Annotated in this window: 16 protein-coding genes and 1 pseudogene; 3 read left to right on the top strand and 14 right to left on the bottom strand. The window is 67.6% G+C overall.

Annotated elements, in window-relative coordinates; translation table 11 throughout:
- Nucleotides 1-2: 2 nt before the first annotated feature.
- The gene (gene glgC, locus H7K34_RS05940) at nucleotides 3-1,217 is read right to left on the bottom strand and encodes a glucose-1-phosphate adenylyltransferase (protein ID WP_108921715.1); all 1,215 of its coding nucleotides are present in this window, start codon (nucleotides 1,215-1,217) and stop codon (nucleotides 3-5) included.
- A 212-nt stretch (nucleotides 1,218-1,429) separates the two neighbouring features.
- Between glgC and glgA the strand changes: the two genes are divergently transcribed.
- Nucleotides 1,430-2,593: a glycogen synthase gene (gene glgA / locus H7K34_RS05935; protein ID WP_264060872.1), complete on the top strand. Its 1,164-nt coding sequence runs from the start codon at nucleotides 1,430-1,432 to the stop codon at nucleotides 2,591-2,593.
- 26 nt (nucleotides 2,594-2,619) lie between these two features.
- Here glgA and H7K34_RS05930 read toward each other — a convergent pair whose 3' ends face one another.
- The 7 genes and pseudogenes from H7K34_RS05930 to H7K34_RS05900 all read right to left on the bottom strand — a co-directional run bounded on the left by H7K34_RS05930 (nucleotide 2,620) and on the right by H7K34_RS05900 (nucleotide 8,313).
- Nucleotides 2,620-2,787 (bottom strand): DUF3117 domain-containing protein, encoded by a 168-nt coding sequence (locus H7K34_RS05930; RefSeq protein WP_003406247.1) that lies wholly within the window; start codon nucleotides 2,785-2,787, stop codon nucleotides 2,620-2,622.
- A 213-nt stretch (nucleotides 2,788-3,000) separates the two neighbouring features.
- On the bottom strand, nucleotides 3,001-3,579 hold the full coding sequence (locus tag H7K34_RS05925) for a DNA-3-methyladenine glycosylase I (RefSeq protein ID WP_264060871.1): 579 nt from the start codon (nucleotides 3,577-3,579) through the stop codon (nucleotides 3,001-3,003).
- Nucleotides 3,576-3,938, bottom strand: coding sequence for a DivIVA domain-containing protein (locus H7K34_RS05920; RefSeq protein WP_264060870.1), 363 nt, complete (start codon nucleotides 3,936-3,938; stop codon nucleotides 3,576-3,578). The genes H7K34_RS05925 and H7K34_RS05920 overlap by 4 nt, the downstream gene beginning before the upstream one ends.
- 47 nt (nucleotides 3,939-3,985) lie before the next feature.
- Complete coding sequence (locus H7K34_RS05915; RefSeq protein WP_264060869.1) at nucleotides 3,986-4,969, bottom strand: glucosyl-3-phosphoglycerate synthase; 984 nt, start codon at nucleotides 4,967-4,969, stop codon at nucleotides 3,986-3,988.
- Nucleotides 4,966-5,841 (bottom strand): dihydropteroate synthase, encoded by an 876-nt coding sequence (folP, locus tag H7K34_RS05910; protein ID WP_372510692.1) that lies wholly within the window; start codon nucleotides 5,839-5,841, stop codon nucleotides 4,966-4,968. Before folP ends, H7K34_RS05915 begins: the two co-directional genes overlap by 4 nt.
- A 90-nt stretch (nucleotides 5,842-5,931) precedes the next feature.
- A pseudogene (gene fadD6 / locus H7K34_RS05905) lies at nucleotides 5,932-7,716 on the bottom strand (long-chain-acyl-CoA synthetase FadD6).
- A gap of 33 nt (nucleotides 7,717-7,749) precedes the next feature.
- Entirely contained in the window at nucleotides 7,750-8,313 is a 564-nt protein-coding gene (locus H7K34_RS05900) for a TIGR00730 family Rossman fold protein (protein ID WP_264060868.1), read from the bottom strand.
- Between the two features lie 100 nt (nucleotides 8,314-8,413).
- Between H7K34_RS05900 and H7K34_RS05895 the strand changes: the two genes are divergently transcribed.
- Nucleotides 8,414-10,540: a tetratricopeptide repeat protein gene (locus H7K34_RS05895; protein ID WP_264060867.1), complete on the top strand. Its 2,127-nt coding sequence runs from the start codon at nucleotides 8,414-8,416 to the stop codon at nucleotides 10,538-10,540.
- Here the strand turns inward: H7K34_RS05895 and dapE are convergent.
- Complete coding sequence (gene dapE / locus H7K34_RS05890; protein ID WP_264060866.1) at nucleotides 10,537-11,613, bottom strand: succinyl-diaminopimelate desuccinylase; 1,077 nt, start codon at nucleotides 11,611-11,613, stop codon at nucleotides 10,537-10,539. The two genes, H7K34_RS05895 and dapE, sit on opposite strands and share 4 nt — an antisense overlap.
- A gap of 117 nt (nucleotides 11,614-11,730) precedes the next feature.
- On the opposite strand from dapE, the gene dapD reads away from it, so the two are divergent.
- Entirely contained in the window at nucleotides 11,731-12,684 is a 954-nt protein-coding gene (gene dapD / locus H7K34_RS05885) for a 2,3,4,5-tetrahydropyridine-2,6-dicarboxylate N-succinyltransferase (protein ID WP_264060983.1), read from the top strand.
- 8 nt (nucleotides 12,685-12,692) lie between these two features.
- On the opposite strand, the gene H7K34_RS05880 is transcribed toward dapD, so the two are convergent.
- The 5 genes from H7K34_RS05880 to H7K34_RS05860 form a co-directional block, all read right to left on the bottom strand.
- Nucleotides 12,693-13,949 carry an MFS transporter gene (locus tag H7K34_RS05880; protein WP_264060982.1) on the bottom strand — a complete coding sequence of 419 codons (1,257 nt, stop codon included), beginning with the start codon at nucleotides 13,947-13,949 and terminating at the stop codon, nucleotides 12,693-12,695.
- Between the two features lie 271 nt (nucleotides 13,950-14,220).
- Nucleotides 14,221-15,642, bottom strand: coding sequence for an acyl-CoA synthetase (locus H7K34_RS05875; RefSeq protein ID WP_264060865.1), 1,422 nt, complete (start codon nucleotides 15,640-15,642; stop codon nucleotides 14,221-14,223).
- Between the two features lie 36 nt (nucleotides 15,643-15,678).
- Nucleotides 15,679-16,587, bottom strand: coding sequence for an alpha/beta fold hydrolase (locus H7K34_RS05870; RefSeq protein ID WP_264060862.1), 909 nt, complete (start codon nucleotides 16,585-16,587; stop codon nucleotides 15,679-15,681).
- A 56-nt stretch (nucleotides 16,588-16,643) separates the two neighbouring features.
- A complete protein-coding gene (locus H7K34_RS05865; RefSeq protein WP_264060861.1) occupies nucleotides 16,644-18,866 on the bottom strand; it encodes a CaiB/BaiF CoA transferase family protein in 2,223 nt (740 codons plus the stop codon).
- Nucleotides 18,863-20,332 (bottom strand): aldehyde dehydrogenase family protein, encoded by a 1,470-nt coding sequence (locus H7K34_RS05860; RefSeq protein WP_264060859.1) that lies wholly within the window; start codon nucleotides 20,330-20,332, stop codon nucleotides 18,863-18,865. The genes H7K34_RS05865 and H7K34_RS05860 overlap by 4 nt, the downstream gene beginning before the upstream one ends.
- Between the last annotated feature and the right edge of the window lie 88 nt (nucleotides 20,333-20,420).

Genomic DNA, 20,420 nt, shown 5'->3' with positions numbered 1-20,420 from the left:
GATTACAACCAGACACCCTTGCCCACCGCGACCACGCCGCCCGCACTGATCGCGAAGCGTTCCCGGTCCTTTTCCAGATCCACCCCGACCATTTCGCCGGGTCCGATCACGACGTTTTTGTCCAAGATCGCGTGGCGTACCACGGCGCCTCGGCCGACCCGGGTGCCCGGCATGATCACGCTGCCCTCGACGATCGCCCCGTCGTCGACCACCACGTTCGACGACAGCACCGAGTTGCGCACCGAGGCTGCCGAGATGATGCTGCCCGCGCCGACCACCGACTCCTGGGCCGAGCCGCCGTTGACGAACTTCGCCGGCGCCAGGTTCTCGGTCGCGCCGCGAATCGGCCAGCGCCGGTTGTACAGGTTGAAGACCGGGTGCACCGACACCAGGTCCATGTGCGCGTCGTAGAACGCGTCCAGCGTCCCGACGTCGCGCCAGTAGGCCCGGTCGCGGTCGGTGGCACCGGGCACCTCGTTGTCGTTGAAGTCGTAGACAGCGGCCAGCCCGTCGTCCACCAAACGCGGAATGATGTCGCCACCCATGTCGTGATCGGAGTGGTCGTCGTCAGCGTCGGCACGAATCGCGTCGACGAGCACCTTGGTGGTGAAGATGTAGTTGCCCATCGAGACGAATGTGGTATCCGGGTCGTCGGGTGTGCCCGGCGGCTCCAGCGGCTTCTCGACGAAGCTGTGGATCTGGCCGGACTCGTCGCAGTCGATACAGCCGAATGCGGAGGCCTCGGCCCGCGGAACCCGGATGCCGGCCACCGTCGCGCCGGCTCCGCTGTCGATGTGGAAGCGGACCATCTGCTCTGGGTCCATCCGGTACACGTGGTCGGCACCGAAAACCACTATGTAGTCGGGATCTTCGTCGTAGATCAGGTTGAGCGACTGATAAATCGCGTCGGCGGAGCCGGTGTACCAGCGCGGGCCGAGGCGCTGCTGCGCGGGCACCGGGGTGATGTACTCCCCGGCCAGACCCGACAACCGCCAGTTCTGCGAAATGTGACGGTCGAGTGAATGCGACTTGTATTGCGTGAGAACGCAGATCCGCAGATAGCGGGCATTGACCAGGTTGGAAAGCACAAAGTCGATCAGCCGATAGGCGCCGCCGAAGGGAACTGCGGGCTTGGCCCGGTCCGCGGTCAGCGGATACAGCCGCTTGCCCTCACCGCCGGCCAGGACGATGCCCAGCACGTGTGGTGCTTCCCTCATGGCTCCAAACCTATCGGCCGTCGCGAACCGCTGCCAGGGGGAATCCCCCCGGCCGGTGTTCTGACGGGCTGTCCGTCAAGGTATTTGGCAAACGTGATGCGCCGCTCACCGTAATCGATCGTGGTGCCCGGCGCGCGGCGGCGTCGCCGAATCACCAGCCGCTTTCCCATCCGACTCGCGGGCGGTGTCACGCGCGAACTACGGTGCGGTGTATGCGGGTGGCGATGATGACTCGGGAGTACCCACCAGACGTGTACGGGGGAGCAGGCGTCCACGTCACCGAGCTCGTCGCCCAGCTGCGCCGACTGTGCACGGTCGACGTGCACTGCATGGGTGCACCCCGCCCGGGCGCCATTGCGCACGAGCCCGACCCCCGCTTGCTCGATGCCAACGCCGCGCTGTCCACCCTGTCCGCGGACCTGGTGATGGCCGAAGCCGCGGCGCAGGCCACGGTCGTGCATTCGCACACCTGGTACTCCGGCATGGCCGGGCACCTGACCGCGATGCTCTACGACATTCCCCACATTCTGACCGCGCACTCGCTGGAACCGCTGCGGCCGTGGAAGGCCGAACAACTCGGCGGTGGCTACCGGGTGTCGACGTGGGTGGAGCGCACCGCGGTGCTGGCGGCCGACGCCGTCATCGCGGTGAGCGCCGGAATGCGCGAGGACGTGCTGCGGGTCTACCCCACTCTGGATCCAAGCCAGGTGCACGTCGTCCGCAATGGCGTCGACAGCGACGTCTGGTTCCCGGCCGGGCCGGCGCAGACCGGCTCGGTGCTCGCCGAGCTCGGCGTCGACCCGAATCGGCCGATGGTGGCATTCGTCGGGCGGATCACCCGGCAGAAGGGCGTTGGCCACCTGGTGGCCGCCGCACACCAGTTCAGCCCGGATGTGCAACTGGTGCTGTGCGCGGGCGCCCCCGACACCCCGGAGATCGCCGACGAAGTACGTACCGCGGTCGAAGAACTCGCCCGTACCCGCACCGGAGTGTTCTGGATTCGGGAAATGCTTCCCGTCGGGGAGCTACGCGAAATACTCTCGGCGGCGACAGTTTTCGTGTGCTCGTCGGTATACGAGCCGCTGGGAATCGTGAACCTGGAGGCGATGGCCTGTGCCACCGCGGTGGTGGCCTCCGATGTCGGCGGGATACCGGAGGTGGTCGTCGACGGAGTCACCGGCTCGCTGGTGCACTACAACGCCGACGACCCGATCGGATATCAGACGGGATTGGCAAATGCAGTCAATGAACTCGTCGCGGACCCGGCGAAAGCCGAGCGCTACGGGGACGCCGGACGCCGGCGGTGCATAGAGGAATTCTCCTGGGCGCACGTCGCCGAGCAGACCCTGGAGATCTACCGGAAGGTGTGTTCGTAGTTGCCGACACCTTCGGTGTGGCGGACTTAGCTGGTGACGCCCTTGAGTTCGTCGCCCAGAGCAGCGGCTTCGTCGGGTGTTAACTCGACGACGAGACGGCCACCACCTTCAAGTGGTACCCGCATTACGATGCCGCGCCCCTCCTTAGTTGCTTCCAGAGGACCGTCTCCGGTCCGGGGCTTCATCGCCGCCATCGAGTGCTCCCTCCAGATTCGAGTTGGCTCGTCCACGCGAGCCTGGACGGCGGCGAGCTAGCCCCGCCAGCAGACTTCCAGCCATACCCGACATTGAACTGCCAATTCACCCCTCCATTGTTCACTATTAGGGTCACTAAATGCACAAGACCCGTCCCTAGCGCCTTCTCGAGCGCTGCCGCCCTGGTTTGCCGGGCCGGATCGCCCGGGCCCTCACCTGGGCGAGGGGACCCAGCAATCGCGGATGTGGTCGTCGACCATTCCGGTCGCCTGCATCAGCGCGTAGGCGGTGGTCGGGCCGACGAAGCGGAATCCGCGCTGTTTGAGTTCCTTAGCCATGGCCTTGGATTCGGCTGTGGTGGAAGGAATTTGGGATAGGTCGGCCGGACGGGGCCGCGCCGGCGGCGCGAACGACCACAGCAGGTCGGACAGGTCTTCCGATGTTCCCAACTCGGCCACCGCGCGTGCGTTGGCTATCGTCGCGTCAATCTTCGCCCGGTTGCGGACGATGCCCGCGTCGGCCATCAGCCGTTGCACATCAGCGTCGCTAAAGCGAGCAACTTTCTCGATGTCGAACCCGCAGAAGGCGCTCCGGAAATTCTCCCTTTTGCGCAGGATCGTCAACCACGACAGGCCGCTCTGAAACGCCTCCAGGCTCATCCGCTCGAACAGCGCCACCCGGCCGCGCAACGGGCGGCCCCACTCCTCATCGTGATAGTCGCGGTACAGGTCGAAGTCGGGTCCGGGCTTACCCACCGCCCAGCTGCAGCGAATCCGCCCGTCATCGGTCACGCCAGATCCTCGCTATGGGCCGCATCCTCGCTTTTCACCGCGTCGACGACATCGCCTGCTTCGTGGGCGGCCGGGGCGGCGTCGACCGCCGCAAGCTGACCCCGCAGCGCCTCGAGCTCGCGGGCCAGCCGGTCCAGCACCCAGTCCACCTCGCTGGTCTTGTAGCCGCGCAGCACCTGGGTGAACTTGACCGCGTCGACGTCGGTGCCCGTGACGCCGTATGCGGGCAGCACCGTCGCCGTCGTTCCCCGCGGCAAGGGCGGCAACTGCTCGCCGCGTCCGAACAGCAGGCTTGCCGCACCGAACAGCACGATCGCCACCAGCACCAACACCACGAGGTAGAGCAAAACCAACGCCACGGAATCGATAGTGCCCTATGCCGCCGACAGGACAGCGAGCGTGGGTCCTATCGGGGCCTAACCCCGTTCATCGGCGGCCGGTCGGCCAGCGACACCGGCGAGGTGTGCGATGTGTACCCGTCGGCATCGGCGACGAACTGGGTCAGTCCGACGCCGGAGTCGGGAATTCCGCACCGCGACAGCAGGGTCGCGATGACCTGGCGGCTCATCGCGCCCAGCTCGCCCAGCGGCCGGTTGCGGTGCGCCCGCACGCCGAGATTGACCTGGGCGATCGCGTCCAGGCCCAACCGGTCAAAGGTGTCGACCAGCAGCCCGATCTCCACGCCGTAGCCCGGCGCGAACGGCAGCGAGGTCAGCAGTTCGCGGCTGGCCGCGTATTCGCCGCCCAGTGGCTGCAGCACGCAGCCGAGTTCCGGTCGCAGCGCCGCCAGCAACGGCCGGGCCACCAGCTCGGTGACCCGCCCGCCGCCGGTCGGTGCCACGCCGCTGCCCGCATCGCAGCCGTCGCCGACCTCGCTGACCTTCAGGGGCCGCCGGTAGAAGCTCTTGACGAGGTGAATACCGTCGCCAAGCAGCAGCGGGCCGACCAGCCAGGGCACGAACATCGGGTGCGGGTCAACCAGGTCGGAGTCGACGAACACCACGATGTCGCCGCTGGTAACCGCCAGCGAGCGCCACAGCGCCTCGCCCTTGCCGGGCCGGGTCGGCACCTCGGGCAGGGCCTGTTCCCGGCTGACCACCCGGGCCCCGGCCGCGATGGCCCGGATCTCGGTGTCGTCGGTGGAGCCAGAGTCCAGCACGACCAGCTCGTCGACCAACCCGTCAACCAGCGGTGAAATGCTGTTCACCACCGACGCGACGGTCTCTTCCTCGTCGAGTGCCGGCAGCACCACCGAAATGGTGCGACCCGCCTTGGCTTCCGCTAGCTGTGCCAGGGTCGCGCCGGGACGACTCGAGCTGCAGTCTGATAGCCAAATGTCACCGGGCCGGGCCGCGATGGCACCGCGGGCGAGCAGCTCCGACGCCGTCATGCGAGTCCTCTCACGGTGCGCGTCGGCGGGCGGGTGCCCTGGATCGAGGCCACCATCTCCAGCACCCGCCGGGTGGCCGCGACCTGGTGTACCCGGAACATCCGCACGCCGGCGGCGGCCGCCAGCGCGGTGGCAGCCAGGGTTCCCTCGAGACGTTCGGTCAATTCCACCCCCAGAGTCTCCCCGACGAAGTCCTTGTTGCTCAAAGCCATCAGCACGGGCCACCCGGTATTAACAAGTTCGCTCACGTGGCGCAACAGGACCAGCCCGTGAAAGGTGTTCTTGCCGAAATCGTGCGCCGGGTCGATCAGTATCCCCTCGGCTGCCACCCCGGCCGCGACCGCCCGCTCGGCAGCACCGGTGACCTGGCGAATCACGTCGTCAACCACGCCACGGGTGGTGGTGCCGAAGCTCACCCGGAACGGGCGCGTGCGCGGCTGCGCGCCGCCGGTGTGCGAACACACCAGGCCGACGCCCAGCTCCGCGGCGACCTCTGGCAAGGCCGGGTCGACGCCGGCCCAGGTGTCGTTGATCAAGTCGGCGCCGGCCGCGCAGGCCAGTCTGGCCACCTCGGAGCGCCACGTGTCGACGCTGATCAGCTGGTCCGGATAGGCGCCGCGCAGCCATTCGATGAACGGCACCAGCCGGGCAATCTCCATGTTCGCGTCGACATTGTCGCCCGGGCCCGCCTTGACGCCGCCCAAGTCGATGACGTCGGCGCCATCCTCGACGGCCTTATGCACCGCGGCCCGGGCGGCGTCATCGCTGAAGGTCGCACCCTTGTCGTAGAACGAGTCGGGTGTGCGGTTGACGATCGCCATGACCAACGCGCGATCCGCGGCGACGGGTCGGCCGCACAGAGTTGACTGCACCCGTCCATAGTGCCCGGTCACCGCGGGGGCTTCAGCCTTGCGGTCGCTTACCGGCTCGAGCTAGATTGGCCGGCGCGCTCCCCCAAGGCCTCAGCCTTGAGGTCGCTTACCGGCCGCCACCTCATCGGGGTATCCGTTGTAGAACGGCACATAGCCCTCGTCACGCCCGGCCAGCACGTACAACGGGTCCTTCACGTCCGGGCCGTAGGCCTGCTCGCGCAGCTCCACCTTGCGGCTCTTGAACGTCGTGGTGTGCTCCAGCGTCTTGACCACCCGCACGAACAGCGGCAGCGCGTAGGCGGGCAGCTGGGAGTACACCGCGCGGCCCAGCGCCTTGCCGTCGAACTGAGCGCCTTCGCGCAACTGAACCGCGGCCATCCCGGCGCGTCCGCCGGTGCGGGGCACCTCGACGCCGAACACCGTGCACTCCTCGACGGCCTTGTCCGACGCCAGCGCCGCCTCGACCTGGGTGGTGGCGACGTTCTCCCCCTTCCACCGGAAGGTGTCGCCGAGCCGGTCGACGAACGCGGCGTGCCGCATGCCCTGCGGGCTCATCACGTCGCCGGAATTGAAATAGCAGTCGCCGTCACGAAAAGCGTTGCGCACCAACTTCTTTTCGCTCGACGATTTGTCGGTGTAGCCGTCGAACGGCTACAGCCGGTTGACCGGGCTGAGCAGCAGACCGGGTTGACCGGCCGGCACCCGGCGCACCCGGCCGTTGTCGTCGCGCCGCGGAGCACCGGTGTCGGGGTCGTATTCCACGTACACCAGCGGCATCGGCGCGATACCCGTCGACCCGGGCACGTTGAAGATGTTGATAAAGGCCGTGTTGCCCTCGCTGGAGGCATAGAACTCGCACACCCGCGTGATGCCGAACCGCTTGGTGAATTCCTTCCAGATCTCCGGACGCAATCCGTTGCCGGCGATCACACGCACCTGGTGCTTGCGGTCGGTGTCCTTGGCCGGCTGGTTGAGCAGATAGCGGCAGATCTCGCCGATGTAGATGAAGGCCGTGGCCCGGCTCTCGATGACTTCGTCCCAGAACCGGGACGCCGAAAACGACTTGCCCAGCGCCAGCGTCGCCCCGGAGTTGATCACCGACGACAGCGCGACCGTCAGCGCGTTGTTGTGGTACAGCGGCAGGCAGCTGTACAGGGTGTCGGAGCTCTTCAGTCGCAGCCCCAGCCCGCCGAACGCCGCGAGCGCTTTGAGCCAGCGCAGATGCGTCATCACGCTGGCCTTGGGGAAGCCGGTGGTGCCCGACGTGAAGATATAGAAGGCAGTGTCTCGGGCCTGGACGGCCGCCACCGAATCCGGGTTGGTGGCCGGCGCGCCCGCCGCGAAGCGATCCAGATCTTCGATGGTCAGGGTGCTGGCGGTGCCCACCGAACCGGACTCGGCGACGGCGCTGACCAAGTCGGTCTCTGCGATCAGCACCTTGGCGTCGAGCAGGCCCAGGCTGTGCGCCAGCACCTCGCCGCGCTGGTGGTAATTGAGCATGCCGGCGACAGCGCCGCACTTGACGGTGGCCAGCATCGCCAGCACGGTCTGGGGCGAGTTGCGCAGCATGATCGCGACGACGTCGCCGTGGCCGACGCCGCGCGCGGCCAGTACTGCGGCGTACCGGTTGGCGGCCGCGTTGGCCTCGCGGTAGGTCAGCTGCTGGTCGCTGAACTTGAGGAAAGCCTTGTCGCCGTAGCGAGCAGCCCGCTCCTGGAAGACGCTGCCGATCGACTTGTTGGAGTTGGGCTGGGCGAACAGCCCGGTCAGCGTGCCACGCACTATCACCGGCAGGTCGGCCAGTACGCCCGGCAGCCCGGACGCGATATCGGTCAGGCCGATCCGTCTACGTGTTCCCCTGGCGTGGTCGGACACGTGCTCCCTCGATTCCCCTAGACGCAGCCAACCTCAGTCAGGGGCGCACGCCTCGATTGCGGCACCCACCTTATCGACCAGCACCAGCCGGTCCATCGCTACCTGCGAGATGTAGCGGCTATCGAGCAATCCGTTCAACCACAGCCACAGGCCCTCGTAATGCCCCCACGAGTCCAGCATCACCACGGGCTTGTCGTGCATACCCAGATAGCCCGTCGTCCACGCCTCGAACAGCTCGTCGAGGGTGCCGATACCGCCAGGCAGCACGATGAACGCGTCGGCGCGGTCCTCCATGATCCGCTTCCGTTCGCGCATCGTGTCAGTGACGATCAGCTCGTCGGCATTTTTGTCGGCGAGCTCGCGCCGGACCAACTGTTCGGGGATCGCGCCGACAGTCCGGCCGCCGCGTGCGCGCGCCGCACTGGCCACCGCTCCCATCGCCGAAACGTGGCCGCCACCCCACACCAAAGTCCAGCCCCGCTCGGCTATCGCTTCGCCGAGTTCGCCAGCCAGGTCAAGCAATTCGGGATGCGTCGGTCCCGACGCGCAGTACACACAAACCGCCCAATCGGTCGGGGACTTGCCTTGCCGCCGCATAACCGCCAAAGGTAGACCAAAGCCCCCCGGGTCGGGCACGTATCGGGCATTCGTGCTAGCTAGTCACCAGCGGGCCACCGCGCCGCAATAAAATTCGGCGATGCCGATTCGATGGAACGTCCCGCAGCACGCGTCCACCCTGGAACAGCTGGATGCAGCCCTGGGTGACGGGACGCTGCGCGGCGCCGTGGTGCTCGGTCCCGACGGTGTCGGTAAGTCCACGCTGGCGCGGTTGGCCGCCGAGCATTTCGGTAGCCGGCACCCGGACACTTTCATCCGATGGGTCACCGGAACCCCAACCGAACGGGTGGTCCCGTTCGGGGCTTTCAGCCACGTCGTCGATATCGCCGACATCGGAAAGCCGGCCGCGTTGTTGCGGGCGGCTCGGGCGTCGCTGAGCCGCGACCGGCAGGGCGATCTGCTGCTGATCGTGGACGACGCCCACGACCTGGACATCCTGTCGGCAACGCTCGTCTACCAGCTGGCGCTGGCCGGCACCGCCCGAATGATCGTCACCGCCCGTGCGGACGCGGCACCCGAAGCCATCGCCGCGCTGTGGACCGACGGTCTGCTCGACCGCATCGACGTCGACGCGCCCGGCGAGGCCACCAGCCCCGCGGAGGTGGACACCTTCATCACCGAGTTGCCTGCCGCGGCGCGGGCGGTGCTCGACTACCTCGCCGTCGAGGAGCCGCTGTCGCTGGCCGATCTCACCATGCTGGCCGGCGACGGCGCGGTCGCCGAGGCCCAGGAGTGGGGCGCGGCGGAAACCCGGGTGCGCGATGAGCGAGCAAACGATCCGGTGGTGTACACCGCTCACCCGCTGTTCTCCGAACGCGCGCGTGCCGCGCTGGGCGCCGACGGTGCCCGACAGCGGCGTACCGAGTTGGTCACGCTGCAGTCCCAGCAGCCAATGGATCACCTCAGCGACCGGCTGCGGCTGGCGTCCCTGGCCCTGGACAGCGATGCCCCGCAGCCGGTGGCCGACGTCGTCGACGCCGCACAACAGGCGCTGCGGCTCGGCGATCTCACCCTCGGCGAGCGACTGGCGCGCTCCGCGACGGATCGCTCCGACGCACTGGCGGCGCGGCTGCCGCTGGCGAATTCCCTGGCGTTCCAGGGCCGCGGCAGGGAGGCGGAGGCGCTGCTGGCCGCGGTCGACTCCGCGGCGTTGTCCGAAGCAGAGCTGATGAGCTGGACGCTGCTGCGGGCGGCCAATCAGTTCTTCATGCTCAGCGAGCCGGAGCGGGCCACCGCGTTCCTGCAGACCATCCGCAATCGCGTCCCCGATGTCGGCCCGCGCCTCACGCTCGACGCGCTGAGCTCAACCTTCGCGATGAACGCGGGCAACATCGAGCGGGCGGTCGAGATCGCGCATGCCGTGCTGGCCTCGCCGGCCGCCGACGACCAGGCGGTGGCCTGGGCGGCCAGTGCGGCCACGCTGTGCTCGGCACGCCAGGGCCGGTTCGCCGACGTCGAGCCGGCCGCGCAGCGCGCGCTGGGCGCCGAGCACCCGGGGCTGCTGCGGTTCACGGTCGGCCTGGGCGAGACCACGACCCTGCTGATGGCGGGTCGGCTCGATACCGCGACCGAACTCGCCCAGCAGTTCACCGATTTCGCCGAACTGCAGCAGCCGGGCCGCGCGATCGGCGAGGTGCTGCTAGCGCACGTGCTGATCGCCGCCGGCAGATTCGGTGAAGCCACCGCCCTGCTGGGCCCGGCGGCGACCGCGCTGGAACGCACCGGCTATTCGTGGGGTCCGCTGTCGCTGATGCTGCTGGCCACCGCGCTGGCCCAGCAGGGCGATATCGCTGGTGCGGCAAAAGCCTTGAGCAGGGCGGAATCTCGGCATGGAACCAAGTCGGCGCTGTTCAGTCCCGAGCTGGGTGTGGCGCGGGCCTGGCGGCTGGCCGCCGAGCGCGACTCGCACGGGGCGATCGCCGCGGTCCGCGACGCGGCGCGGATGGCCGAACGCCGCGGGCAGTCGGCGGTGGCGCTGCGCGTCTGGCACGAGGCCGTCCGCCTGGGCGACATCCGCGCGGTGGATCCGCTGGCCCGGCTCTGCGACGAGGTGGACTGCGCGCTGGGACGGCTTGCCCTGGCTCATGCCAAAGCGTTGGCGACCGGCGACGGGGCGGCACTGGGCGCGGTGGCCGAGGAGCTGACGGCGGCGGGTTTGCATGCCGCGGCCGTCACTGCGGCCGCGCAGGCGCAGCAGGGCGGTTAGCCGCCCAGGTAGGGCCGCAGCATGTCCACCGCGGCGGTGATCGCGGCGACGGGTACCCGCTCGTCGCGGGCGTGGGCCAGGTTGGGGTCACCGGGTCCGAAGTTAACCGCCGGGATGCCCAATGCGGCGAACCGGGCTACGTCGGTCCAGCCGTATTTCGCCCGAACCTGTCCACCGGCCGCCTCGACCAGAGCCTTGGCGGCGGGCTGCGACAGGCCGGGTAGCGCGCCGGCCGCGCCGTCCGTCTGCTCGATGCGCACGTCGATCCCGTCGAACACCTCGTGCACGTGCCGCAGCGCCTGGGCCGGCGACCGGTCGGGCGCAAACCGGTAGTTGACCGTGAGGCAGGCGGCGTCGGGAATGACGTTGCCCGCGACCCCGCCGTCGACGCGCACTGCCGACAGGCCTTCGCGGTACTCACAGCCGTCGATGTCGACGGTGCGAGCCTGGTATCGGGCCAACCGGTCGAGCACCTCACCGAGCTTGTGAATTGCGTTGTCGCCCAACCAGGAGCGAGCCGAGTGTGCGCGAGTTCCACTGGCGCTGAGCATGACTCGCAGCGTGCCCTGGCAGCCGGCTTCGATGAAGCCTCCGGTAGGCTCGCCCAGGATCGCGACGTCGGCGGCCAGCCAGTCCGGCAGCTCGCGCTCAATGCGGCCCAAACCGTTTGCGGCAGCGTCGATTTCCTCGCAGTCGTACATCACCAGCGTCAGGTCGTGCACCGGTTCGGTCACGGTGGCGGCCAGATGCAGGAAGACGGCGTCGCCGGACTTCATGTCGGAGGTGCCGCAGCCGTACAGCACGTCGCCCTCGGGGCCGCTCGAGCGGCGGCTGGGCAGGTTTTCGGCTACCGGGACGGTGTCGAGATGACCCGCCAGCAGCACCCGCGACGGCAGGTTGCGCCGGGTACGCGCCAGCACGGCGTCGCCGTTGCGGATGATCTCGAAACCGGAAGTCTGGGCCCGCAGCGCGGCCTCCACCTCGTCGGCGATGCGCGCTTCGTGCCTCGACTCGCTAGGGATGTCGACCAGCGCCGCGGTCAACATGATCGGATCCCCATGCAAGTCCAGCACGCAACCAGCGTAGTGGTCGGCGAGCTGGGGGCACCTCCCGCTTGCCGGGGGAACGCAGAATCACGCTTGCGGCCACGTTGGGGTGCGATTCTGCGTCTGCTCGGCGTAGGAAGTAACCTGACCGCCGTGACTGGAGCTGCAGGTATCGGGTTGGCGACGCTGGCCTCCGACGGATCGATCCTCGACACTTGGTTTCCCTCACCGGAACTGACGGAATCGGACGCCAGCGCCACGTCGCGCCTGGCGCTGTCCGACGTTCCGCCGGAACTGGCCGCACTGGTGGGACGAGACGACGATCGCAACACCGAGACCGTCGCCGTTCGCACGGTCATCGGCTCACTCGACGAGGTGGCCGCCGACGCCTACGACGCCTACCTGCGGCTGCACTTACTGTCTCACCGACTGGTCGCGCCGCAGGGGCTGAACGCCGGCGGCTTGTTCGGGGTATTGACCAATGTGGTGTGGACTAATCACGGACCGTGCGCGGTCGAGGGCTTCGAGGCGGTTCGGGCACGGCTGCGCCGCAAGGGACAGGTGAGTGTTTACGGCGTCGACAAGTTCCCGCGGATGGTCGACTACGTGATGCCGACCGGGGTCCGCATCGCCGACGCCGACCGGGTGCGCCTCGGCGCGCACCTGGCGGCCGGCACCACCGTGATGCATGAGGGTTTCGTCAACTACAACGCCGGCACCTTGGGCACCTCGATGGTGGAAGGGCGCATCTCGGCCGGGGTGGTGGTCGGCGACGGCTCCGACATCGGCGGCGGTGCCTCGATCATGGGCACGCTGTCCGGCGGCGGCACCGAAGTCATATCGATCGGCAAGCGGTGTCTGCTCGGCGCCAATGCCGGCTTGGGCATCTCGCTGGGTGACGACTGCGTCGTCGAGGCCGGCCTGTATATCACCGCGGGTACCAAAGTCCTCACGCCCGAGAGCAAAACGATGAAGGCACTCGAACTCTCCGGCGGCAATAACCTGTTGTTCCGCCGCAATTCGGTGAGCGGGGCCGTGGAAGTGGTGGCCCGCGGCGGTCAGGGCATCGCCCTCAACCAGGAGCTGCACGCCAACTGAGCCAGTGCCTACAGCTGGGTGCCGTGGGTTTCGGGCAGCAGGTAGGTGCAGACCAGGCTGGTCAGCGCGAGCGCGCCGAGCATTGCACCGATCGACCAACTGCCGTAGGTCGTCAGCAGGGTTCCGGCGATCAGCGGCGGCAGGGCCCCACCGAGGACGCCGGCCAGGTTGATCGAAAGCGCCGAGCCGCTGTAGCGGTAGCGGGTGGCGAAAAGCTCCGGAATGAAGGCTGCCGTCGGCCCGCTGCCGAACCCGGTGACCGCGAAGGTGCCGGCGATCGCGACCGCGTACAGCGACCGATTGCCGGTGTCGATCAGCGGAATCACCACGAACGCCCACGGCACCGAGGCCGCCCAGCCCATCAACATGATCCGGCGCCGGCCGAGCCGATCGCACATGCTGGCCGAGATCACCACGGACACGATGCTCATCACGCCGCTGAGCACGCCGACCGACCAGATGAAGCTGCGGGTGTAGCCCAAGTGGGTGTGGGCGTACATCGCCAGATAGGTGTTGCCCATGTAGCAGAACGCCATGGTGCCCAGCACGCTGCCAGCAGCGAGAAAAATCTCCCGCCCCTGCAGGCGAAACACCTCGGTCAGCGGCGCTTTGGGCACCAGGTTGCGGGATTTCTCCTCGGCGAACACCGGAGTCTCGTCAATGTTGAGTCGCACGTACAGGGCCAGCGCGATCAAGACCGAGCTGATCAGAAACGGCACCCGCCATCCCCACTGCAGGAACTCGGGGCTGTATTCGCCGATGGTGACGTTCACGCCCAGAAAGGTCAGGCTGCTCAGCACTCCGGCGATGCCGCCGCCGAGCAGGGTGAACATGCCGTACAGGCCACGGCGGCCACCGGGTGCGTACTCGGCGCTCAGCAACGCCGACCCGGCCCATTCGCCGCCCACCGCGAACCCCTGCAGCAGCCGCAGTCCCATTAGGAGCAACGGCGCGGCCATCCCGATGGATGCGGTGGTGGGAACCAGGCCCACGCCCACAGTGGCCACGGCCATGACCATCAGCGTGGAAACCAGCGTCTTCTTGCGGCCCAGCCGGTCACCGAAGTAGCCGAAAACGGCCGCACCGATGGGCCGGGACAAAAACGCTGTGGCGAATGTCCCCATCGAGGCGACCATCGCGACGCCGGGAGTGAGGCTCGGGAAGAACACGGCGGGAAACACCAGCGCTGCCGCGGTGCCGTAGATCAGGAAGTCGTAGAACTCGATTGCCGAGCCGACCAGGCACGAGACCGCAACACGCGTCATCGGTGTGGCGCGCGGTTTGTCAGCGATCGTCGTCACAAGGTCCGCTGGGCGGATCGACTCACCCATGGCACATTCCTAACTGTCCCCTTGGTGTGTTTGCCTGCATGTCACAAACGAAATTAGGCGAAGGGGTGGACTCTTGCTCGTCCGAAAGCCTGTCAATATCCTGCGTGTCACTCAAAGTTCCAGCTGACAAGCCATTCTGTGACCGGTTTGTTACCCGGCCGGTATGACGCCCCCTAAACCTGCTTACCAGAAATGGCTCGGTGTCTCATCCCTCGGACAGCAGCTGCTTTTTGACGACCTTGCCCATCGCATTGCGTGGCAACGCCTCCACCAGGCGGACCTCACGCGGTCGCTTGTGTATCGAAAGGTCTTGGGCGACAAAGTTAATCAGTTCGTCGGTGTTGAGATCGGACGAGCCGACCACGAATGCGACGATCCGTTGGCCCAGGTCGTCGTCGGGCATGCCGACAACGGCCGCTTCCTGCACACCCGGATGCCCGAGCAGCGACGTTTCGATTTCCCCCGCGCCTATCCGATATCCGCCCGACTTGATCAGGTCAACCGATTCGCGGCCCACGATGCGATGCATGCCGTCGGCACCGATGACCGCGACGTCGCCGGTGCGGTACCAACCATCGGCATCGAAGGACTCGGCGGTGGCGTCCGGCCGATTCAGGTAGCCGTCGAACATCGTCGCGCCACGAACCTGAAGCTTTCCGACGGTCTCCCCGTCGTGCGCGACGAGTTCGCCGGCGTCGTCGAGCAATCTGGTCTCGATGCCGGCCAGTGGCAGGCCGACCCAGCCGGGGCGGCGCTCGCCGTCGGCTCGCGTCGACACCGTGATCAACGACTCCGAGGCGCCGTAGCGCTCGATGGGCCGGTGCCCGGTGAGTTGTTCCAGCCGGTCGAACACCGGCACCGGCAGCGCGGCGCTCCCGGACACCAATAGCCGCGCTCCTCGTAGCGTCTCGGCGGCCGCCTGATCGGCGACCACGCGCGACCACACCGTCGGCACCGCGAAATACAGCGTGCCACCGAATTCCGAACGGGCCTGGGCGTAGCCCGCCGGTGTCGGTTTTCCGGTGTGCACGAAGCGATTTCCGACCCGCAACGACCCGAGCAGGCCGAGCACCAACCCGTGGATGTGGAACAGCGGCAAGCCGTGCACCAGCACGTCGTCTGGTGTCCACTGCCACGCCTGCGCCAGTGCGTCCAGATCGGCGGCGATCGCGGAGCGGCTCACCACCACACCCTTGGGCAGACCCGTGGTGCCCGAGGTGTAGATGACCATGGCGGTGGCCTCGGGCGGCGGCTCGGGATAGCGGTGCCAGGAGCGGGCGTGCGATCGGACCGGGATGTGCCCCAGACCCTCTAGGTCGTCCGGCTCCGGTCCCAACCAGGCGTGCGCGCCGGAGTCGGTCAGCATGTGCCGGCGTTCGGCCACCCCGACGTCGGAGGGCACCGGGACGAACGGGACGCCGGCGATCAAGCAGCCGGTGACCGCCAGCACGGTCGAGACGGTTGGGGTGGCCAGGATCGCAACCAGGCCCGCGCCGCCGACGCGTTCCGCCACCGACGTCGCACCACCGACCAGGTCGCTGCGACTCAATACAGCGCCGTCGATCCTGACCGCATCAGGGATGTCGGTCGCGGTAACAGCGGCGGGGTTCAGCGATGCCAGCAGCACGTCAGCACACTACCTAGACAATCCGGCAACGCGGCGTCAGGCCTGCTCGTCCCAGATTTTCGTCAGTGTGGAGAGGATCTCTTCGCCGCGGCCCAACCCGGCGAGATGGCTTTCACCCGGCAGCACGAACAGCTCGCAGTCGGGCAGCAGGGACACCACGTGCTCGCCGTGCGCGAAGGGCACGATGTGGTCGTGGTCGCCGTGCCACCAGCGGACCGGGACCCTGACCTCGTCGAGCCGGAATCCCCAGTCGCGGGTGAACAGGATGACGTCGTTGAAGGGGGCCGCCAGCTGCTTGCGGCTGCCGTTGAGCAGGTCGTCGAGGAACATGGCGCCGAACTCGGGCCGGGTGAGCAGGCGCCGATCAGCTTCGGGCGAGATCGCGGCATACAGAGACAGGGCGGTGTTCGCGACCGGGCGGATCGAGCGGACCAGCAGGCTGGCGCCGATCCGCAACGGATCACCGCCCAGCTGCAGCAGCGGTGCCACCCGCTTGCCCAGGTTCATCAGGCCGCTGGTGATGCCTTCGTCACCGAGGAACGGCGCGACGCCGCCGAGAATCCCGGCCGCCACCACCCGATCGGGCAGCCGCGCGGCTGACGCGAGAGCGTACGGACCGCCGCCGGACAGGCCGATGACGGCCATTTTGTCGATGCCCAGAATGTCCGCAATCGTGCGCAGGTCGTCGGCGAAGGCGGCGATGTTCTGGTACCGGTGCGGCGTCGACGAGCCGATCCCGGGGCGGTCCAGGCCGATCAGCCGGATGCCGTGCTCTTCGGCGTAGACGCGGGCCTCGGTCGGAATCTGACGGCGGGCGCCCGGAGTGCCGTGCAGCCAGAACACCGCTCGCCCCTGCGGGTCACCGAATTTGGCGAACCCGATTTGGCGGTCTACGCCGACCGCGACGTTTCCTTCTAGTTTGGGGCGGGCGATTTCGAAGGCCATGCCAGCAGCTTGGCACGTCAGGTGTCGCCCACGGAAGGCGCATCGGCCCGGGCGGGCTAGGCGCCCAGCACCCGCTCGCCAATAACCCGTTCGTTCCGCAGGGTCGCCAGCTCGTCGTCGGAAAGGCCGAGACCGCGCAGCACCTCGTCGTTGTGCTGCCCGAGGGTGGGCGGGGCGCTGCGGTGGTGGCGGTCCGGCCCGGGGGTGATGCGAAACGGCCAGCCGGGATAGCGGTGGCCGCCGGTGATCGGGTGTTCGAACTCTTCGTAGTATCCGCGCGCGTCGAGCTGGCCGCCGATCAGCCCGGGGTCATACATCTGCTCGCCGGTGATCACCTGCTCAGCCGGAATGCCTTGTGCTCGAAGGGTTTCGACGATAGTGCCCGGCTGCTGGGTGCTGGTCCAGCCGGCGACCAGCTCGTCGAAGACGTCGTGGTCGAGCGTCGCATCGTCGGGGATGGACAATGCGACCCACACACCGTCCTCGGCGGTCGGATACACCCCCTGCAGGTAACCGCGCCGCCGATTCCCTTCGCGTTGCTGCACAACACCGTTCATCGAATACTCGATCACCGGCTCGGCGGTCACGCACGCGGCGACCTCGATCTGGGCGACCTCGACCAGCTGACCCTCACCGGTACGGCGCCGGTGCTCGAGTGCGGCCAACAGCGCGACGCCGGCGTGCACACCGACGACGGGATCGGCGGGCCCTTGCGGGTTGCAGGGCGGCCCGTCTGGGTATCCGGTGACCGCCGACATCCCGGCTGTCTGCTCGAAGTTCAACGCCCACCCGACGTAGTCGCGCCAAGGGCCGTGCAAGCCGAAACCCGGCATCCGGACGAAGATCACGTCGGGCTTCAGCGCCGCCAGGGATTCGTAGTCCAGACCGAACTGCTCCACCACTCGCGGTGAGAAGTTCTCCAAGACGACGTCAGCCTGCGCGGCCAGCCGCTTGGCGATCTCTAGGCCGCGCACCGACGTCAGGTCCAGGGTCAGGTCTTTCTTGTTGAGGTTGGTGGCCTGCCATAGCCCGCTGCGCTCGTACCAGTCGTCGCCCTCGAAGGGAAACGCGCCCGAGTAGCGGAATCCGTCGGGCCGCTGCATGGACTCCACCTTGACGATGTCGGCCCCGAACGCACCCAGGTAACAGGTCAGATAGGCTCCCGCCCAGAAGGTAGTCAGGTCAAGGACTTTCAGTCCCGCGAACGGAAGGGTTCCCGACGTCCGAGGGGGCACCGGATGCTGCCGTACCACCGGGCCTTTAGTGAACCGGAACGGCGCCCCGGGGCGTTGGAATCCCCCGCCATCAACGAAGAACTCGCGCTTGGCGTATTGCGGACATTCCAGCACGGTGGCGCCGTCGTTGACCGGAGCGGCCGGAATGCGTAACGCCTGGCTCAGGTCGACGATCTGCGCGACGGTTTGCTGCGCGAGCAACGGCTCTGCGCGAGCGTAGAATTCGGCGCGCTCGGGGCCGCCCATCATGATCGCGATCTGCTGCTCGGCGAACTCCGACAGGCCGAGCATCGCGCACACGTCGAGCCAATGCTGGCCCGTCAGACAGTTGATCCCCACCCAGCCGTCGGCGGCGCGAACGACGCCCAGCATCGGGGCCCCGCGAGCGTTGGTGGGCAAGCCGAGACTTCGCATCTTCTGCGCCATCAGCATTGGATACGGCAGCGTCGACAGCAGCGACTCGAGTTCGGAAACGTCGACTTCCCGAACCCGGCCCGCGGGCTGCAGTCGCAGCGCGGTCAAAGCGCCCAACGCGCCATAGGCGCCCGCGACGTATTCGGCGATGCGGGCGCCCACCTGCACCGGCGGCCGGTCGGGGTCGCGGGCGCTGACCCAGCCCGACGCCGCCTGCAGGGTCAGCGACGTGGCCGGCCGGCCCCGCCACGGCCCAGACTGCCCGAATGCGGATATGCGGAGCAACAACAGGTTCGGGTTGATCTTGCCCAGGGTGTCGTTGTCGAATCCCCAACCTTCCAGCGTTCCGGGTCCGAGATTCTCGACCAGCAGGTCCGCATGCGCGATCAGCTCACTGGCATCGTCCAGAGTCGTGACGCGCTTGCCGGCATTCAGGTACTCGAACAAGCCGCCGCATTGTCGGTCGGCAACGCCGCCGGAGAAGGGCCCCCAATGCCGCAGCGGATCCCCTTCGGGCGGCTCGATTTTGGTGACCTCGGCGCCCAGGTCGGCAAGTTGCTTGGTGGCGTAGGGGCCTGAGATTTCGGTGGCGATTTCGACGACGGGCAGCCCCGCGAGGGGTCCCGTCACCCGGGAACCCCGATGGCCATCGGTTCCATGTACTGGTGTAACCCGACGATGCCACCGCCCTCACGCCCCAGCCCGCTGAGTTTGAAGCCGCCGAACGGCGCGCCGCCCGGACTGATGCCGTTGACCGCGACCTGGCCGCTACGGATGCGGCGCGCGATCCCGACAGCACGGTCCACGTCGCCGCCCCACACCGCACCGGAAAGCCCGTACTGCGAGTTGTTCGCGATCGCGACCGCGTCGTCGTCGTCGCGGTAGCGCAGCACCGTCAACACCGGACCGAATACTTCTTCCTGGGCGATGGCCGAATCCTGTTGCACGTCAGTCAGAATCGTCGGCTCGAAGTAGAAGCCGGCATCGAGGCCGGGCGGGCGGCGGCCACCGGTCGCCAGTTTCGCTCCGTCGCCCAGCGCCCGCGAGACGTGGTCCTCGACGCGATTGCGCTGCGCCCAACTGATCAGCGGTCCCATCTGCACGTCCGGATCGGTGGGGTCGCCGACCTTGACGTTGCGGGCCAGCGCCACCAGCCGGTCGACGACATCGTCGTGCAGCGAATCGGGAAGCAGCAGCCGGCTGTGCAGGATGCACGCCTGACCAGCGTGCAGCGAACAGCAGTCGAACAGCATCTTTTCCAGCATTTCGTCGGTGACTTGCGTGTCGTCGAGGACGATGCTCGCCGACTTGCCGCCCAACTCCAGCAGGATCCGCTTCATCGTGTCCGCGGCGGCGGACATCACCTCGCGACCGACGACCGAGCTGCCGGTGAAGCTCACCATGTCGATGCGCTGGTCGGTGGTCAGCAACTTGGCCGCCTCGACGCCCGACGGCGTGACCACGTTGACCACCCCGGGCGGGATGTCGGTGTGCTCGTCGATGAGTCGCGCCAGCGCCAAACCGGCCAGCGGTGTCAACGGCGAGGGCTTGAGTACGACGGTATTGCCTGCCGCCAGAGCATGATTGAGCTTCATCACGTTCAAACAGTGCGGGAAGTTCCACGGTGTCAACACCGATACCACACCCAACGGCGCGTGCCGCAGCAACGTGGTTCCGGCGCTGATACCAGTGACCTCTTGGTCGGTCAGCTGGGTAGCGAGCTGGGCGGCATGCATGGACATGAACCCGGCGCCGTCGATCTGCATCATCCGCTCATTGGCGATGCAGCCCCATTCCAGCTGGGATAGCGCGAAGAACTCGTCGGCATGCTTGGTCAGCGCCTCGCCCAACTGGTTCAGGCACCCGGCGCGCTGCTCGGCGCTCATGGTTCCCCACGGTCCGCTGTCGAAAGCCCGGCGCGCGGCCGCGATCGCGTCGCCAACCTGGCTGACGCTCGCGTCGGGAGCGGTAGCGATGGTCTGCTCACTGGCCGGCGAGATGTCGTCGAAGCGACCATCGTCCGGCGCTACCCAGTGGCCATCGATGTAGAGCTGGTAAGTGTCGACAAGAGTTCCCGGAGTTGGTAGCTCGGTCATCTGCATCCTCACCCGAAAGTCGGTCACCTAAACACCTGGTGTACACGCCAGCACCTATGGCGTCAATCACCGATCCCCTGAATTCCGG

The sequence above is a fragment of the Mycobacterium montefiorense genome (assembly GCF_025823255.1).
GTDB lineage: Bacteria > Actinomycetota > Actinomycetes > Mycobacteriales > Mycobacteriaceae > Mycobacterium > Mycobacterium montefiorense.
Note: the sequence above shows the minus strand (reverse complement) of the source record. Positions and strands in the feature narration are given on the sequence as shown.

Coding starts and splice junctions, on each gene's coding strand:
- H7K34_RS05880 (WP_264060982.1), bottom strand. CDS start 13,949: ATGACGCGTGTTGCGGTCTCGTGCCTGGTCGGCTCGGCAATCGAGTTC.
- H7K34_RS05895 (WP_264060867.1), top strand. CDS start 8,414: ATGCCGATTCGATGGAACGTCCCGCAGCACGCGTCCACCCTGGAACAG.
- H7K34_RS05860 (WP_264060859.1), bottom strand. CDS start 20,332: ATGACCGAGCTACCAACTCCGGGAACTCTTGTCGACACTTACCAGCTC.
- H7K34_RS05900 (WP_264060868.1), bottom strand. CDS start 8,313: ATGCGGCGGCAAGGCAAGTCCCCGACCGATTGGGCGGTTTGTGTGTAC.
- H7K34_RS05870 (WP_264060862.1), bottom strand. CDS start 16,587: ATGGCCTTCGAAATCGCCCGCCCCAAACTAGAAGGAAACGTCGCGGTC.
- glgC (WP_108921715.1), bottom strand. CDS start 1,217: ATGAGGGAAGCACCACACGTGCTGGGCATCGTCCTGGCCGGCGGTGAG.
- glgA (WP_264060872.1), top strand. CDS start 1,430: ATGCGGGTGGCGATGATGACTCGGGAGTACCCACCAGACGTGTACGGG.
- H7K34_RS05930 (WP_003406247.1), bottom strand. CDS start 2,787: ATGGCGGCGATGAAGCCCCGGACCGGAGACGGTCCTCTGGAAGCAACT.
- H7K34_RS05915 (WP_264060869.1), bottom strand. CDS start 4,969: ATGACGGCGTCGGAGCTGCTCGCCCGCGGTGCCATCGCGGCCCGGCCC.